Consider the following 17,033-nt stretch of genomic DNA (forward strand, 5'->3'; position numbering starts at 1 on the left):
AATTATTCCTTCAACGGGCCTCCATTTTTCCCGGTTAGGGTTTGCAAATCGTAAAAAAACTCTGTAAAATGGTAGTAAATCGAAGGCGCTTCAGGATGGACGCGCCAGCCGCAAGAGTGATCGCCGGACAACGAACGGTTTTACCGGTTAAAAGGCAAAAAAAAGTTTACTTCAAGATGAAGTAAACTCAATCAGAGTCATTCTAAAAAGTCTTTAAGCTGCTTGCTGCGGCTTGGATGGCGCAATTTGCGAAGCGCCTTCGCCTCGATTTGGCGAATCCGTTCTCTCGTCACACCGAACACTTTTCCGACCTCTTCGAGCGTCCGCGTCCGGCCGTCATCGAGACCGAAGCGGAGGCGCAACACGTTCTCTTCGCGGTCGGTTAACGTGTCGAGCACGTCTTCCAATTGCTCTTTCAAAAGCTCATAAGCCGCGGCATCAGCCGGAGCTTGCGCGTCTTGATCCTCGATGAAATCGCCGAGATGGGAATCGTCTTCCTCGCCGATCGGCGTCTCCAGAGAGACGGGCTCTTGGGCGATCTTTTGAATCTCGCGAACTTTTTCGGCAGGAAGCCCCATTTCCTTGCCGATTTCTTCGGGTGTCGGCTCACGCCCCAAATCTTGAAGCATTTGCCGTTGCACGCGGATCAGCTTGTTAATGGTTTCCACCATGTGCACGGGAATCCGGATCGTCCGCGCCTGATCCGCAATCGCCCGGGTGATCGCTTGACGGATCCACCACGTCGCATACGTGCTGAATTTATAGCCTTTGCGGTAGTCGAATTTTTCCACCGCTTTGATCAAGCCCATGTTGCCCTCTTGAATGAGATCGAGGAACAACATGCCGCGCCCGACGTAGCGTTTGGCAATGCTGACGACGAGGCGCAAGTTCGCTTCGGCAAGGCGGCGTTTGGCTTCTTCATCGCCCTGTTCGATGCGTTTGGCGAGCTCGATTTCTTCCTCGGCGGAGAGAAGGTCCACCCGGCCGATTTCCTTCAGATGCATGCGCACCGGATCGTTGATTTTCACGCCCGGCGGCACGCTCAAGTCGTTCAAATCAAATTCTTCATCCTTGTCTTCATCGACAAGAATGTCCGGATCGGCATCGTCGGTGTCATCGATGACGTCGATGCCTTGATCCCCCAAATATTCATAGAATTCGTCGATTTGATCGGAATCCTGATCAAATGGCGCCAATTTTTCCATGATCTCACCATAGGTCAAAACGCCGCGCTTTTTGCCGAGCTCAACAAGCTGTTCTTTCACTTGTTCGAGATTGGCATCATGTTCAACCGGTTTGTTCGATTTCTCTGCCATTTGATCCCCCTCCTTCCATAGCCTTAATGCCTTCCTATCTTTTTTTCAACGCGATGATTTCGGCGAGGATTTTAGCTGCCGTTTCGTAATCCCGGCGCTTTTCAGCTTCTTTTCTCTCTCTCTCTTTTCGCTGAATGTCTGCTTCCGTTCCGTATTGGAGGATGCGCGCAATATAGTCTTCGATTTCTTGTCTTGAAGCTTGTTCGCTGATTTCCATCATGGCGATGGCGGTGGCCGCCTGCTTTAACTGAGGGTCTTCAAGCTTTTCGATGAAGGCGGCGACATCGGGACTCCGCCCTTCTTCGTAATAAGCGTAGAGATGAGCGGCCAGCGCTTGGTGGAGATCGTCGTGAAAGGAAGCGCCAATCGCGTTCATCACCTCTGCGGCGATATCGGCGTCGCGCATCATATGCGCTAACAACTGTCTTTCCGCCGCCAGATGAGCGGGCAAGAGGTGGCGCTGCCCGTTGCGATAGGGAATGGGGCGCGATTCATGCCGTGAATCCTCCTCCTTCTGCTTCCTGCGTCGATAAATTTGATATTGCTGCTGCTTTAGCGCATCGAGCGACAGGGAGAATTCGTCGGCAAGTTGGCGAAGGTAATGATCCCTTTCGACGGCTTGGTTTAACGTGCTGATTTCCCTCAATACTTCTTCGATATAGCGCAGCCGATCTCCTTCATCGTTCATATTCTTGCCTTTTTTTAAATATTGCATTTTAAAGGCCATCACGGTCTGGCTGGCACCAATGACATCGTTTCGAAACCGGTCGCCGCCGTAGCGGGTAATGTAATCATCGGGGTCAAGCCCCGCGGGCATCCGGGCGATCTTGATCGTCCGCCCAAACCCCTTTAGCATTTCCGCCGCACGGAAAGCCGCGTTTGTCCCCGCTTCATCGGAATCATAACAGATGATAATTTTTTCCGCGTTGCGCGTCAAAAGCCTTGCTTGATCTTCCGTCAGCGATGTTCCCATGGAAGCGACGCCGTTATCGATGCCCGCTTGATAAGCCCTGATGACGTCCGCATAACCTTCGAACAGAACGACTTCGTTTTTCCTTTTGATCGCCGGACGGGCGCTGTCGTATCCGAACAAAATTCTTCCTTTATGAAATATATTAGATTCCGGAGTGTTTAAATACTTGGGTTTTTGATCGCCGAGCACCCGTCCGGCAAACGCGACCGTCCGACCTTTTGCGTCGCGAATTGGGAACATGATGCGGTCGCGGAAACGGTCGAAAATTTTTCCGTCAAACTGGCGCTTGGACAAGAGGCCGACTTGTTCAAACAGCGGTAACGGCAAATTTCGCCTTTCCAGAAAACGCGTCGCCGCCTCCCATGACGGAACGGCGTAACCGATTTGGAACCGCCTGATCGCCTCTCCGGTAAATCCCCTTTTCCGCAGATAATCCAGCGCTTTCTTTCCGTACCGTTCGTCCAGCAAGAGTTTGTGATAGAATTTGGTGAGAAGTTCCATTCCATGGTATAATATAGCCAATCGATCATTTGTCTGACTGTTTTGATTTCCTTCGAGCGGGACATCGATGCCTGCCTTCTCACCAAGCAGGCGAACGGCTTCGGGAAAACTGATCCCTTCGATTTCCATGATAAAGGTGAATACGTTCCCGCCGACGCCGCATCCGAAACAATGAAAGATTTGCTTATCGGGGGAGACGGAAAAAGATGGGGTCTTTTCGCTGTGAAACGGACAGAGCGCAAAATAGTTGCGCCCTTGCTTTTTCAGCTGCACGTATTCACCAATGACGTCAACGATGTCGACGGATGCTCGGATTTTGTCGATCGTTCCTTCGTCGACCTTCAAGCCAATGCCCCCCTTTCCGTTTCGGCTTCAATCCATATCGGGAGGCTGCCGAATGATCCGAAATGAGGTATCCGACTCCCGCGCCGCTCTTTTTTGCGGCGTTCATCGACACGTTTGCGCGGTACGGCTCCAGGCATCGACGGGAAAAGGGAGAATCGTTCGCATTCCGCATCCGCTCCGCAGGCATCGACAACGAAAACCGCCGCTTTCGCCGTAAAACCGCTCCGGTTCACAAATCCGGCATTTCAAACGCGAAACAGGTTCAACGACGAGCGGAAATCGCCGTCCAAACTTGCCCGACGCAGACGGTTCGACAATTTTCGTCAATCGGGCAGGCTCCGCTGCCGATAAACGGCTTTGCGGTGACCCATCAACTGTTTATTCGATGTCTCCCTGCAAAAATCCTTCTAAAGCCTCTATTTTTTAATTTTTCGAAAGCTGACGAATGGATGTTCGAAGGTCTTTAGTCGTTATTTTTATCACAAACATGTATTATAATACATGTGAATTTCAAATGACAAGCAGTTCGCGAAAGTTTTGATGAAAAGTGATGGCGCGCGCAAACGTTGGCGCCGATCGGTTTCGGCGCTCTCCCCATCAAGCCTTGCGATCCTTAAAATACAAATTCATGACAATATTCGCCGTTTCTTCGACGGCCCTTGTCGAGACATCAATCACCCGACAGCCGATCCTTTCAACGACTTCTTGGAAATAAGCCAATTCTTTTTCGATCCGGTCCAAGCGGGCATAATTCGCGTCGCTGGCAAGCCCGAGGGCTTTTAATCGTTCTTTTCGGATGTGATTCAGCTGCTGAGGGTTGATATAAAGCCCGAAACATTTTTTCGGGTCAACCTGGAAGAGTTCCTCAGGCGGGTCGACTTCGGGCACGATCGGAACGTTGGCGACTTTTAACCGCTTCATCGCGAGATATTGCGAAAGCGGCGTTTTGGACGTGCGGGACACGCCGATCAGCACGATATCCGCCTTTAAAATGCCGCGCGGGTCGCGGCCGTCATCATACTTGACGGCAAACTCGATCGCCTCCACCCGGCGGAAATAGTCTTCATCCAGTTTGTGACTCAACCCCGGTTCGTACTTCGGCCGACAATGGACCAAATTTTCCATCGTCTGAATGACCGGACCGATGATGTCCACGGCCGGCACCCCGTGTTCAGACGCCGTGCGAAGCAAGTGCGCTTTCACCTCGGGAACGACGAGCGTAAAAGCGATCATCGCCTGCTCTTCTTTGGCGGAACGGACGAGTTCGTCAATGGTCGCCGCATCGTTGACAAAGGGAAAGCGTTCGACGTCAATCAAGGCTTCTTGAAATTGGCTGGCGGCCGCTTTGACGACCAGTTCCGCCGTTTCGCCAACCGAATCGGATATCACATAGATCCTTTGAACCTCATTCGCCATCACCAATCCTCCGTTCCTTCTGCAAGTTCGACGAACGCTCTGGTCACGTTCGTCTTCGTCATCCGACCGATGACTTCCAACCCTTTTTCCGTCTCCTTGACGACGGGCACGCCGTCGATCTGCCGGCTGATCAAAAGACGTGCCACGTCCATGACGAGATCCGTGCTTTTACACGTCGCAATGTTCGGCATCCGAGACATGATCACGCTCACCGGAATGTGATTCAAATCTTGATTGCCGAGGCTCGCGCGCAGCAAATCCTTTCGGGAAAGCGCGCCGGATAAAACGCCGTCGCGGTTGACGACGAACAAGGTGCCGACGTCTTCCAAAAACATCGTGCAGATCGCATCATAAGCGGAAGCGTCTTCGCGAATGACAACCGGTATGGATTGATAAGCCTTGACCGTCATTTTTTTGATTCGTTCCGAAAGCAGCTTGGAAGGCGTCTTGCCGGTGTAAAAATAACCGACCCGCGGGCGCGCGTCGAGAAAACCGGACATCGTCAAGATCGCCAAATCCGGACGGATCGTCGCTCGCGTCACATTTAAGCGGTCGGCGATTTGTTCGCCGGTGATCGGACCGTGTTCCTTTGCGATTTCAAGAATCTTCTTTTGCCGTTCGTTCAATTCCATTTTTCTCACCGCCTATTCGACACCCAACGCTTGATCTGTGCTCTATATTGATTAGACATAGGGGGAAAAGTTTCCTTCCTTTAAGTTTAAGTCAACATTTAAAATTGTATAGCTCAAACCACCCGGCTTATGTACTCCGTTGCATCGCCCTTCATCGCCGCTCCGTGGGACCGGTGATCGAAGCCATCCGCCCGCGGCCAAGGGCTGGGATCGACCGTTTTTTCTTGAAATTTGCCTTCACGCGCATCTGAAAGGGAACCAAAGACGCGCGAAAACCCCGCTTTCATTCACAAAGCGAGGGCATCAAGGTTCCGGTTTCATGGTTTCCAATTGTTCAATAAAAGCCTTCGTTTTCAGATGAAGGCCGGAATAAGCGTCATAATAAGCGTCAAGCACTTTTTTGATCTCATGGATCGTCTGCTCTTTAAGATTGATCCGGCCGATGCGACGAACGTCCAAATGCTTGAAAAGCCGCAACAGTTTTGCCGTCGCCGGCGCAATGGAGATCGCCCGTTCATCTCCGGAAGCGCACCGGGAGCAGAGGAATCCTCCTGCGGACACGGAAAATTGAAAGGGGCCGCGCTCGTCCCCGCATCTCGCGCAGCGATCCAGTTCGGGATCGATCCCGAGGAGCGGCAGAATTTTAACTTCGAAGATAAAGCTGAGCACTTGGGGATGAATCCCCTCGTCGATGTCGCGCAAAATCTCCAGGACGAGTTCAAACAAATAAGGATTGCGCGCATCTTGCGCGGCCATTTTATCAACCAGATCAACGATATAGGAAGCGTAGGCCATTTTATAAATGTCGGATTTAATGAACTTGAACGGGTTTTCCGGATCCGCTTGATAAAGGTTTCCGAGCCCCTTGCCTTTTGTAAATAGGTAATGGCCGTATGTCAACGGCTGAGCGGCGCCCGCCAGCTTGCTCCTTGGTTTTTTTGCTCCTCTCGCCATCAGGCCGATCTTGCCATACTCCCGTGTGAACAAAGTGATGATCTTATTCGTTTCCCCGTAATCCGTCGTTCGGATGACGATGCCTTCCGCTTGGTTTAACACGGCATTCCCCCGCCTCAGTGCGCCGGTTGATCATGATATCCCTCTTCTTCCCGAGCCGTCCAATCGTCATTCCCGCGTTCCAATTCTTTATACAGTAGATAGGTGTCGATGTTCCCGGTCATGCAAAAGACTTTCCAAGTAAAGTCTAACATGAATCCTGCCACCTTTCATGCTTGACGCTCTAAAAATAGAATCCCACGTCTCGGCCAAATCATGATAAGGAAATTTTGTTAATCCTTCTCGACGGCCGTCATCGATCCTCGGAATAGCCGAAATAATGGAGCATGTTGGCCCGGTCACGCCAATTTTTCTCGACCTTCACCCACAGGTCCAAGAAAACTTTCGAACCGAGCAGCGCTTCGATTTCACGGCGGGCGCGCGAACCGATTTCCTTCAGCATCCGACCGCCTTTTCCGATGATGATGCCTTTTTGCGACGGGCGTTCGACGATGATGGCCGCATGAATGTCGATGATGTGGCCTTCCGGACGTTTAGCAATGTTCTCGATGGCAACCGCGATCGAATGCGGCACTTCCTCTTCCGTCAGGTGCAGGATCTTTTCACGAATGATTTCGGCGATGATGAATTGCTCCGGGTGGTCGGTGATTTGGTCGTCAGGATAATATTTCGGACCGGGTTTCAAATACGCGATGATCTGCTCCATCATCGTATGCACATTGTTGCCTTGAAGCGCCGAGACAGGAATGACTTCTTGGAAAGGATACGATTGACGGTATTGATCGATCAACGGCAACAGTTCGTCCGGGTGGACGAGGTCGATTTTATTGACGATGAGAAAGACCGGCGACTTGCACGCTTTTAAATGTTCCATGATGAATTGATCGCCCCGGCCGAGGCCTTCCTTGGCGTCGACCATGAAAAGGACGAGATCCACTTCGTTGAGCGTCGCCATCGCCACGTTCGTCATGTATTCGCCAAGCTTATGCTTCGGCTTGTGTATCCCCGGCGTATCAATGAAAACGATTTGGACATTGTCGGTCGTGTAAACCCCTTGGATCCGGTTGCGCGTCGTTTGCGGTTTATTGCTCATGATGGCAATCTTCTGGCCGATGATATGGTTGAGCAATGTCGATTTGCCGACATTCGGCCGGCCGACGAGCGCGACGAAACCGGATTTGAACGCTTCAGCCATGGTTCGTCATATCCTCCCCTTTGAATGCGCCCGGAAGGAGCTGACCGACCGTCGTTTCCAATACATCCCCTTTGAGATTCGTCAAATAAACGGGCATATCCGGAGAACACAATTCCGCAAGCACTTGGCGGCAAGTGCCGCACGGTGGCACCGGGCGGTAGGAATCGGCCGCCACCGCCAACGCGACGTATTCCTTGTCGCCTTCCGAATAGGCTTTAAAGATCGCCGTCCGTTCCGCGCAGTTTCCCGCGGAAAAAGCGGCGTTCTCGATATTCACGCCCGTGTACACCTTTCCGCTTTTTGCCAAAAGCGCGGCACCGACAGGAAAATGAGAATACGGAACATAGGCGTCTTTGCGCGCTTCTTTGGCCAAATCAAGCAACCGTTGTTTGTCCAATTCGATCCCACGCTTTCTATTTTATTTAAAGATATTTAGTAAAGATCAAAATGCCGATGATCACGCTGGCCATCGCCATCACCAAAACCGCTCCCGCGGCGGTGTCTTTCGCTTGTTTGGCCAGCGGATGCCGCTCTTTCATGACGAGATCGACGGTCCGTTCGATCGCCGTATTGACGAGTTCCAAAGCGATGACGACCGCGATCGTGAGCAATAACACGACCCAATCGCCGCGGGAAATCCGAAGCCAAACACCGGCGGCGATCACGGCGCAAGCGGCCGCCGCGTGAATTTTTAAATGGGTTTCCGAGCGAAAAGCCGCAAAAATGCCTGAAAAGGCCGCCTGCAAGCGGCGAAGAAACCGTCGGACGCCTCGCATTTACTTCGACCTCGGCAAGCCAAACGCTGTCAAAATCTCTTCTTGCAACGAAAACATTTCTTTCTCTTCCGCGGGCGTCTGATGGTCGTAACCCAACAGATGAAGCAACCCGTGCACGACGAGAAAGCCGAGTTCGCGTTCAAAAGAATGGCCGTACGCCTCGGCCTGCTCGCGCGCTTTCGGAACAGAGACGATGATATCGCCGAGCATTCGGGGGATCGGAACGCCGACGATCTCCGCTTCCCCTTCGACTTTTTCCTCAAGGGCGAAGGAAATGACGTCCGTCACCTGGTCCTTATTGCGGTATTGCGCGTTGATTTTTCGGATCGTTTCGTTGTCCACAAATGACAGGGACAGTTCGGCGTCGCCGACGTTCAGCTTGTCCGCGGCAAAAGACAACAATTTTTCCAATTCGCGGATTTGTTCATCGGACAACCCGGTGTTTTCGTCCCGCCAATCGATCTCAAGTGGCATCGTGCAACCTCCAAACTGTTGACATGGTTTCGGTTTAAGTTCATGAAACGATGTGACAAGAGCGGGCGAACGCCTGCCGAACGGCGCGGCGATATCCAAAATAAGCAACCGGCGGCCGAAGCGCTTTCCGCCTCACGCGCTTCAGTTCAGCCGAGCTTCGCGTTTTTTGTTTTTCTCGCGGCCAAGTTCCTCCGGGTATTCGATGCGGGAATGAAAAACGCCGTTCAGCGTTTCGCAGATGGCGCGTTTGATTTCATGCCATTCCCGCATTGTCAAATCGCATTCGTCGAATTGGCCGTCCTGCAAGCGGTCGTTGAAGATCGCTTGAACGGTCTGCTCAATCTTTTCGGGCGTCGGGTGTTTCATGGCGCGCACGGCCGCTTCGACGCTGTCGGCCAGCTCGACGACGGCCGCTTCTTTGGACTTCACCTTAGGCCCCGGATAACGGAAGTCGGTCTCCTGGACGACATCGCCCTGCATTTCCTTCGCCTTTTGGTAAAAATATTTTAACAATGTCGTGCCGTGATGGCTTTCGGCGATCTCCACGATTTCTTTCGGCATTTTGTGCGCGCGCAGCATGTCGGCCCCGTCATAGGGATGAGCGATGATGACCTTTTTGCTCAACTGCGGCGATAATTTATCGTGGGGATTGACGCCGTGCATTTGATTTTCAATGAAATATTGCGGCCGCTTCGTCTTGCCGATGTCGTGATAATACGCGGCGACGCGCGCCAACAATCCATTGGCCCCGATCGCTTCGCAAGCCCGTTCGGCGAGATTGGCGACCATCAGGCTGTGGTGGTACGTTCCCGGCGCTTCCAACAAAATTTTTCTCAAAAGCGGATGATTCGGATTGGACAGCTCGATCAGTTTCATCGGCGACAAAATGCCGAAAACCGCTTCAAAAAACGGCATCAAACCGACGGCCAACACCGTCGACAAAAAAGCCGACAGCACGGCGCACCCCAGCTGGATGCCGGCGTCGAGCGGGTGGATCGCGCCGTTTTTCAGAAGCAAAAGCAGGAGCACGACGAAACCATCGGTCGCCGCAAGGATCGCCCCGACGGTGAGAAACTTCGGACGCGCATCGGCGGCACGCCCCATCGAGGCCCCCGCAAGGCCCGACGCCAGGATGTATAAAGCCATCGCATAATCGAAAACGTCCGATGAAGCCACCCCGTCCCCGTACATAAAACCGCCGGCGACGGACAAGACGACGCTCGTCGCGATCGCGATCCGTTGGTTCAACAGCAGCGTCATCAAGAGCGGGCCCGAGGCGACCGGCATGGCGAAACCGACCTCGGGAATGAGGCCGACCTTCACCAGGCTGCCCAGCTTCAAGAGCACCGCCGCAACGGTAAAAATCGAGGCATAAAGGTATAAAAATTTGGAAGGGGCCCGTCCGCCCCTCTCCGCCCGGTTCAATTCCATGGCAAGAAACGCGGTTAAAAAGGCGACGAGGATCAGAAGGCCGAAAAACGGCAACACCTTAAAATGATTGTGCGTCAACCCGACGACCTCAAGCTTGTGCAGCACGTCGCGCGTGATCAATTCGCCTTTTTTTACGATCACTTCGCCCTGGCGAATGACGACGGGGTCGACGGAGCGGGCCGCATCTTCCTTGCTGCGCTTCGTCGCCTGCGCGTCGAACACGTAATTCGGGACGATGAACGCGCGCAACAAGTCTTCGAGCGCCGCCTGCAAGCCATCGCTGACGACCGAAGCCGGTATGGAACGGATCGCTTTATTTTGGGCGCTTTCCAGATCGGCCCATTTCACTTTATCGCTCATGGCTTCGTAAATCGCGGAACTCGTGAGATCACGCGCTAAAGCCACGTCATGATCCGACGCGGACAACAGCGTTTTCAACGTGTCGTCGGAAAGCGTTCTGGCGGTCGAATCTTTCAAACGATCCTTGGCCGTTTTGAGCTGTTGCGAAAAATCGGCCGTTTTTTTCGCTTTGGATGAATCGGCATCCGCTCTCGCCGTGCGCAATTCATCGATGACATCGAAGAAATCGTCGGCTTTTTCCACCTGGATCAGCGCGGCATCCCTATTATAAACATAAGAGGTCGGCGTATTCGCCATCGCTTGTTTGCGCAGCGCTTCCGTCGATTCTTTATCGACGATCTCGATCGGCGACTGGATGTCGTGTTTGGCGATATCATGCAGCTTGACATTGACCGTGCCGGGCAGCGCCGTATTGATCAGCGCGGCATATAAAATCAACGCGATGATCAAAGAGACGGTCCAAACCGAAAACCTGTCCGTCTTCAGTTTTTTCCATACCGCCCGTCGGCGCCCGGCGTTCGACATCCGCGATCATCCTTTGATCAAGGTTTATGGAACCACACCTTTTCTCGTCCGATCCGGCAAGCGGATTGACCGCTCATTGTTCTTCGTAAGCTTGAATGATCTTTTGCACGAGCGGATGGCGGACGACATCCAGGCGATCCAGCCAAACGAAGGCGATGCCGTTGATGTTCGCGAGCTTTTCGCACGCGACGGCAAGCCCCGAGACCTTTCCTTTCGGCAAGTCCACTTGGGTGATGTCACCGGTAATGATCATTTTCGATCCAAAACCGAGCCGGGTGAGAAACATCTTCATCTGCTCAGGCGTCGTGTTTTGTGCCTCATCCAAAATGACGTAAGCTTCTTCCAAAGTCCGTCCCCTCATATAGGCAAGCGGCGCGATTTCAATCGTCCCGCGCTCGATCAAGCGCAGGGTATGCTCCACACCGAGAATTTCATGAAGCGCATCGTAAAGCGGACGCAAATAGGGGTCGACCTTTTCTTTTAAATCCCCCGGCAGAAAGCCGAGATTTTCTCCCGCTTCCACCGCCGGCCGCGTCAAGACAATCCGCTTGATGAGGCCTTTTTTTAAAGCGGTGACCGCCATGACGACGGCGAGAAAAGTTTTGCCCGTCCCCGCCGGGCCGATGGCGAAGACGAGATCATGCTTTTTCATCGCCTCGACATATCGGCGCTGGCCGATGGTCTTGATCCGAATCGGCTTGCCTTTGGCATTCATCGCGATCTCTTCTTTATAAAGTTCATCGAGCGCGTCAAGCAAGCCTTCTTCGGCCATCTGCACCGCGTAAACGACGTCGCGCTCCGAAATCACGATGCCTTTTTTCACGAGTTTTAATAATTCTTGAAGGACCTCTTGGACGAGTTCAGCTTTTTTCGGATCTCCCGATACGGCCACTTCTCCTCCCCGCGTCACGATGGTGAGGTCCAATTTATCTTCGATGACTTTTAAATGGGCATCCCCGGGCCCGAACAAAGTCATGGCGTCGCTTGAGTCATCCAAACGGAGTTCGATGGGATTTAAAAGGCGTTCGGACAAATTTTCTCAGTCTCCTTGATCCTTTGTCGTTGTCCTTAGTTTACCATAGTCGGATAAGAAATTTCCATCAGCGATGATAAAGGCGCGGTTCATTCTTAAGTGACCCGGCGGGCGGACATCACTGGCCCATCGCGCCTCGGGCCGGAAACGTCCGGACGCCCGTCTTGAAAAGCAAAGGGAGAAACCGGGGTTTACGGCACCGGTTTCTCCTTCTGTTTTTTCTGTAAGGATTGTCTTCGTTGTTCGGGGATGAACGGGCGCGGTTTGGCGATGTTTTCCTCGACGGTAAAAAAGAGGTTGAGGCAAACGGCACCGTTTTCCACGGTGCGTCGTTCCACCGATTCGAACGTGATCTTCGCGCCTTTTGGAAGTTGGCTCAAAAGTTCCTTACGAGCGTTTTCACGGCCGACTTTGACGGCTTCCGCCTCGTTTAATTGGCGATGGGTGACATCCGTCGCGCGGACGATCACCTTTTTATATGAAATCGGCAAGTCCCAAAAAAGAAAATGGAAAGGTTTCTCCACCGTTTCCTGTTTCGCATGCGCAAACGGCCGCGCCTTCCAGCCCCATATGGGCACGTCAAAGCCGAAGACCGACAGCCGGTGTTTCGTGTACGTTTTGCCGGTAAACGTCTGATAGGTCATCTTAAGCGGCACGGTGGTCGTTGAACGATACCACGTTTCGCCGATCACTTCGCCCTTTGCGGCGACGAACGTCGGGTTGCCGTCTTTGCCGATCGCCCCCGACACCAAGAGATCCCCGGGCGAGACGACGGTGTCCGTCTCCACTTTCGCCACCCCTTTTTCCACGAACATCTTTTTGATTCGCGCCTCTTTAGCGGCCACGAGATCGCGGGGTTCCAATGATTCTTTGTCCTCGGGCAATTCCTTTTGCACGACCTCGATGTGATAGGTTGTCCCGTCTTTGGACACGCCGACCCATGTCGCCTCGTCCAATTCGCCGGCGAGCTTGCCTTCAATCGTTGCGAGCGGAGGAAGAAAGAACTCGATCGAACCGACGTGGACATTCATCTTTTTTAAGGATGTCCGAATCTGCTGCTCGAGTTTCGGGTCGGCCCCGTCGATCTCGATGTTCCAAACCATGTTGGAGAGCAAAAACAAGGCGAAAAGGCCGGCGACGCACCCGACGACAATCCCGGCTCGCGACGTCAAACGCATCATGAGAAATGGAAAGCCGCGCCGATCCAAAAAACGGATGCGGCAGTCGGTCGCCCGCAAAATCGGCCGAATCCGTTTGACATCGGCCAAGGCGAGCGTAAACGCCATGCTCGTTTGATCGATGCGCCGGATATCTTTGATCCTGACGTCATCGCGGACGCAGCGGTTGATAAATGCCTCGGGCACCCGGCCGCGGACGATCGCCCGGACGTGGCCGAACACCTTTTCCGTCCAGTACGTCATCAAGTGAAAATCCCCCTACTCGTCAATGAATTCTACCGATCGGATCGTTCCTTCCAACAAGATTTCTTCCGGCAATATCGTCTTCAAAACAAAATCCCGGCCCTTGATGAGGATTTGGCCGTTTTTCATCGAGAGCCGCAGCTCTTCTTTGGTAAAGGTGAGCACCCCTTTATGGTTTTCGATATAAATGTGGAGTCGGCCGATCATCGTGACGCGCGGCAAATCCATGATGACGTCGGCCGGAAGATCGGTGTGTGCGACAAACCACTCCTGTAACTTGTTTCGCCATTTCCGGGCCACCTTCACCACCTCATTACCCATACTTATGTCACCGGATGGCGGACTATCACTTGCAAGACCGCCGAGTGCCGAGATGTTAAAGAACGTGGCGCCACACGGCGAAACCCGCCCGGTGCCGCTCCTTTCTCCCTCGCCGCGGCCGGACTCCCATGAAACAAAAAAAGACGAGGATCAACCTCGTCGAGCCCGGCTCAAACGCGCGGCGGGATGGGGCCGGCGCGCCCTCGGCGGATCAAGACACTCCGCGAGCAGGAGCGCGGCGGCGATGTTTCGCGGCGTGAGCGCCACGGCATCGCCCTTTTTGTTAATTTGATTGTCTTCGCGTTTTGTCGTCCTTAAATCGTTTGGGCGGTGCGAAGGAAACGGTTGCGCCTCCTCGTCCTCCATCAAGGCCGGCTTTCCTTCCTCCGGCAACGGCAGGTTCACCAGCGCCTCAAGGTTCTCGTCTGGCGTCTCCAGATTCTCAACCGGCGTTTCCCGGGTCTCCGCCGCCGTTTTCCGGTTTTCCGCCTGCGCTTCCCGGCGCTCCACCGGCCGACCGTAAGCTTGGGGGGAACGATCACTGCGCGAAGCGGAGAAAGTTCGAGCTGGAGGCGTTCGCCGCTTCCGATCCAGTCCCGCCAGACCGCCGAATATCACCCAGGCCGCGGCGATCAAAAAGAAGATGATCAGGCTTCCCATATATACCAGCCGCCCCTAGTTTTCGTCATCTTTATTCAATCGGCTGACCGACTGGCGCATGTCCGTATCGGCTTTGATGTTGTTGAAATTCAAATAATCCATGACGCCGATTTTTCCTTCACGGAGGGCCGCCGCCATGGCGAGCGGGACTTGCGCTTCCGCTTCGACGACTTTGGCCCGCATTTCCTGAACTTGGGCTTTCATTTCTTGTTCTTTGGCGATCGCCATCGCGCGCCGTTCTTCCGCCTTCGCCTGGGCGATGTTTTTATCGGCCTGCGCTTGCTCGATCTGCAAGTGGGCGCCGATGTTTTTTCCGATGTCGACGTCGGCGATATCAATGGAGAGAATCTCAAACGCCGTTCCGGAATCCAACCCTTTGGCGAGGACCGTGCGCGATATCAAATCGGGATTTTCCAGCACTTTCTTATGATTGTTCGATGAGCCGAGCGTGGAGACGATGCCTTCCCCGACGCGGGCGATGACGGTTTCTTCCCCGGCGCCGCCGACCAAACGATCGATGTTCGCCCGCACCGTGATCCGCGCTTTGACTTTCACTTCGATGCCGTCCATCGCCACCCCGCTGATAAACGGAGTCTCAATGACCTTGGGGTTGACGCTCATTTGCACCGCTTCCAAGACGTTGCGCCCGGCGAGATCGATGGCCGCACACCGCTCAAAGCTTAACTCGATGTTGGCGCGATGGGCGGCGATCAAGGCGTTGACGACGCGATCGACGTTGCCGCCGGCGAGATAGTGGCTTTCCAGTTGGTTCGTGTTCAAATCCAGCCCGGCCTTGACCGCCTTGATGAGCGGATTGATGACCATGCGCGGGACGACGCGACGCAAGCGCATGCCGACGAGCGTAAAAATGCTGATGCGCACCCCGGCCGCCAGCGCGGAAATCCAAAGCATGACGGGAACGAATGAAAAAAAGACCGCCAATAAAATGATGACGACGACAGCGATGATCAAGGCAATCGCCGTATTCGAAATGACCATGTCAGTCCCCCTTTTGAATGAAACGTTTTTTGCCGAGCCGGCGGTTGATCCGCCGCCCGCTTTTACAATAACTACGATCTATGTGGCGAAACGTTTCATCATTTTTGAATTGATTGACATAAGAATAGAAAAAGAAAGGGACGGTCGTGAAGCATTGGAACGGGCCTTGCTCAAAATGGGTTAAAGACGCGGACATCTCGTCTCCGGTTTCCCGGCATCGGCAAAAAGCGCAACAAAAACAAAGGCCGCGGGAAAATCCCGCGGCGTGCTTTTATTGAAGGCGCGATTGGACGAGGCGGTTCACCTTGCCGCCGTCGGCGCGCCCTTTCACTTTGGGCATGATGCGTTGCATCACCTTGCCGATGTCGGATTTGGACGATGCGCCGATTTCCGCAATCGTCTCGTCCACGAGTTTTTCCAACTCTTCATCCGACAAAGGTTCGGGCATGTAACTCTTAATGATTTCAATTTCGTGTTGAACCTTTTCGATCAAGTCGTCCCTGCCGGCGTCTTTAAATTCTTGGAGGGAGTCGTTCCTCTGTTTCAGTTCCCGGGTTAAAACGTTCAACGCATCTTCCTCGCTGAGTTCTTTGCCGAGTTTGATCGCTTCGTTTTGAAGGGAGGCCTTTAACATCCGGATGCAGGACAATCGGTCTTTATCCTTTTGTTTCATGGCTTCCTTCATGTCCCGGGTGAGTTGATCCAACAACCCCATGAAAACACCCCTTTAATACTTGCGCTTCCTGCGCGCGGCTTCGGACTTTTGTTTGCGGCGCACGCTCGGTTTTTCATAATGACGGCGCTTTTTGACCTCGGCGAGCGTGCCGGATTTCGCAACCGAACGTTTGAAGCGGCGAAGCGCATCTTCGAGCGATTCATTTTTGCGAACCTTAGTTTCAACTGCCATGCCGTGTTTCCCTCCCTCCAAAAAGCGAACGCTAAGGGACGATCCTGATCGATACCGACGGCCCGTCCCGAGTCGACCCGTTGTTCACATTGACCGAAGTAAACGGTGTCGTTGCAATTATATATGAATCCCATGCGCCGGTCAACCGAAGGCGAATGCGAGATGCAGTCAAGCTTTTGTGGGCACTTTTTTTGTACAATGCAGTTTGAAAGCGTTCTCCTATTTTCTTAGCTTTCTTGCGTGAGGTCTTTCCAAGTATTTAAAAACCGATCAGCCCTTTCAAAGTGCGGTGAATCATCGTGCCTGAAGATTGTTTCATATAGGGGATGTTGTCACGTACATCATTTACGATTTGCTTGGCCAGCCTTTTACGGGTTTTGGTCTCTAGAGCCGTACGACCCGAACCGTTTGTTTCACGGTTCGGCACCCATTGCCCAAACCACGTTTTGACCTCCAACCGATCCTTGTCGGCAATTATCCATTGGGTCATCGCCTCTACACCGGCTGCGCTCCAACTGCGCCCCTGTTTGAGGCGAGCCGCAAATTGGCTCATCAAGCCTTCCGAAGCCCCCATCGTGCACAGCCTGTGCGTGTCTATCCCTTGCGCTTCGAGCCACGCTTTATAATCCCGTAACGCTTCTTTATGATTCGTGATATACGCGATGAACGCCTCCAGCTTTGTTTCGCCTTCCGGTGTAGCCATCGTTCCCACGGCACTGTTCAACTCCACGATC

19 protein-coding genes are annotated in these 17,033 nt (G+C 53.3%); all 19 read right to left on the minus strand.

All coding sequences use genetic code 11. From position 1 onward, the window contains the following. Window positions 1-197: 197 nt before the first annotated feature. Window positions 198-1,316 carry an RNA polymerase sigma factor RpoD gene (gene rpoD / locus CCB157_RS13545; protein WP_077616416.1) on the minus strand — a complete coding sequence of 373 codons (1,119 nt, stop codon included), beginning with the start codon at window positions 1,314-1,316 and terminating at the stop codon, window positions 198-200. 34 nt (window positions 1,317-1,350) lie between these two features. Beyond that, a complete protein-coding gene (dnaG, locus tag CCB157_RS13550; protein ID WP_193432306.1) occupies window positions 1,351-3,141 on the minus strand; it encodes a DNA primase in 1,791 nt (596 codons plus the stop codon). 591 nt (window positions 3,142-3,732) lie between these two features. Then, a complete protein-coding gene (locus CCB157_RS13560; RefSeq protein WP_077616419.1) occupies window positions 3,733-4,551 on the minus strand; it encodes a pyruvate, water dikinase regulatory protein in 819 nt (272 codons plus the stop codon). Continuing rightward, on the minus strand, window positions 4,551-5,192 hold the full coding sequence (ccpN, locus tag CCB157_RS13565) for a transcriptional regulator CcpN (protein WP_238594721.1): 642 nt from the start codon (window positions 5,190-5,192) through the stop codon (window positions 4,551-4,553). The genes CCB157_RS13560 and ccpN overlap by 1 nt, the downstream gene beginning before the upstream one ends. Before the next feature lie 294 nt (window positions 5,193-5,486). After that, complete coding sequence (recO, locus tag CCB157_RS13570; protein ID WP_077616421.1) at window positions 5,487-6,239, minus strand: DNA repair protein RecO; 753 nt, start codon at window positions 6,237-6,239, stop codon at window positions 5,487-5,489. Between the two features lie 14 nt (window positions 6,240-6,253). Beyond that, the gene (locus CCB157_RS13575) at window positions 6,254-6,391 is read right to left on the minus strand and encodes a YqzL family protein (protein WP_077616422.1); all 138 of its coding nucleotides are present in this window, start codon (window positions 6,389-6,391) and stop codon (window positions 6,254-6,256) included. Between the two features lie 98 nt (window positions 6,392-6,489). Next, on the minus strand, window positions 6,490-7,392 hold the full coding sequence (gene era, locus CCB157_RS13580) for a GTPase Era (protein WP_077616423.1): 903 nt from the start codon (window positions 7,390-7,392) through the stop codon (window positions 6,490-6,492). After that, a complete protein-coding gene (locus CCB157_RS13585) occupies window positions 7,385-7,789 on the minus strand; it encodes a cytidine deaminase (RefSeq protein ID WP_077616424.1) in 405 nt (134 codons plus the stop codon). The genes era and CCB157_RS13585 overlap by 8 nt, the downstream gene beginning before the upstream one ends. Before the next feature lie 25 nt (window positions 7,790-7,814). After that, the gene (locus CCB157_RS13590; RefSeq protein WP_077616425.1) at window positions 7,815-8,168 is read right to left on the minus strand and encodes a diacylglycerol kinase family protein; all 354 of its coding nucleotides are present in this window, start codon (window positions 8,166-8,168) and stop codon (window positions 7,815-7,817) included. Next, window positions 8,169-8,642 (minus strand): rRNA maturation RNase YbeY, encoded by a 474-nt coding sequence (gene ybeY / locus CCB157_RS13595; protein ID WP_077616426.1) that lies wholly within the window; start codon window positions 8,640-8,642, stop codon window positions 8,169-8,171. 141 nt (window positions 8,643-8,783) lie between these two features. Beyond that, a complete protein-coding gene (locus CCB157_RS13600; protein WP_077616427.1) occupies window positions 8,784-10,958 on the minus strand; it encodes an HD family phosphohydrolase in 2,175 nt (724 codons plus the stop codon). Window positions 10,959-11,031: 73 nt separating this feature from the next. Then, window positions 11,032-11,934 carry a PhoH family protein gene (locus tag CCB157_RS13605; protein WP_143287058.1) on the minus strand — a complete coding sequence of 301 codons (903 nt, stop codon included), beginning with the start codon at window positions 11,932-11,934 and terminating at the stop codon, window positions 11,032-11,034. Between the two features lie 248 nt (window positions 11,935-12,182). Beyond that, complete coding sequence (gene yqfD / locus CCB157_RS13610) at window positions 12,183-13,412, minus strand: sporulation protein YqfD (protein ID WP_238594723.1); 1,230 nt, start codon at window positions 13,410-13,412, stop codon at window positions 12,183-12,185. A 15-nt stretch (window positions 13,413-13,427) separates the two neighbouring features. Beyond that, on the minus strand, window positions 13,428-13,712 hold the full coding sequence (yqfC, locus tag CCB157_RS13615; protein ID WP_077616430.1) for a sporulation protein YqfC: 285 nt from the start codon (window positions 13,710-13,712) through the stop codon (window positions 13,428-13,430). Window positions 13,713-13,883: 171 nt separating this feature from the next. Beyond that, window positions 13,884-14,393: a hypothetical protein gene (locus tag CCB157_RS13620; protein ID WP_077616431.1), complete on the minus strand. Its 510-nt coding sequence runs from the start codon at window positions 14,391-14,393 to the stop codon at window positions 13,884-13,886. A gap of 15 nt (window positions 14,394-14,408) precedes the next feature. Next, on the minus strand, window positions 14,409-15,392 hold the full coding sequence (gene floA, locus CCB157_RS13625) for a flotillin-like protein FloA (RefSeq protein ID WP_077616432.1): 984 nt from the start codon (window positions 15,390-15,392) through the stop codon (window positions 14,409-14,411). Between the two features lie 271 nt (window positions 15,393-15,663). After that, the gene (locus tag CCB157_RS13635; RefSeq protein WP_077616434.1) at window positions 15,664-16,107 is read right to left on the minus strand and encodes a GatB/YqeY domain-containing protein; all 444 of its coding nucleotides are present in this window, start codon (window positions 16,105-16,107) and stop codon (window positions 15,664-15,666) included. Window positions 16,108-16,119: 12 nt separating this feature from the next. Then, on the minus strand, window positions 16,120-16,299 hold the full coding sequence (gene rpsU / locus CCB157_RS13640) for a 30S ribosomal protein S21 (protein ID WP_077616435.1): 180 nt from the start codon (window positions 16,297-16,299) through the stop codon (window positions 16,120-16,122). Between the two features lie 259 nt (window positions 16,300-16,558). Then, the coding region (locus CCB157_RS13645; RefSeq protein WP_238594722.1) for a UPF0236 family transposase-like protein at window positions 16,559-17,033 on the minus strand (475 nt) is incomplete at its 5' end.

The organism is Caenibacillus caldisaponilyticus (genome assembly GCF_002003465.1).
Taxonomy (GTDB): Bacteria; Bacillota; Bacilli; order Bacillales; family Sporolactobacillaceae; genus Caenibacillus; species Caenibacillus caldisaponilyticus.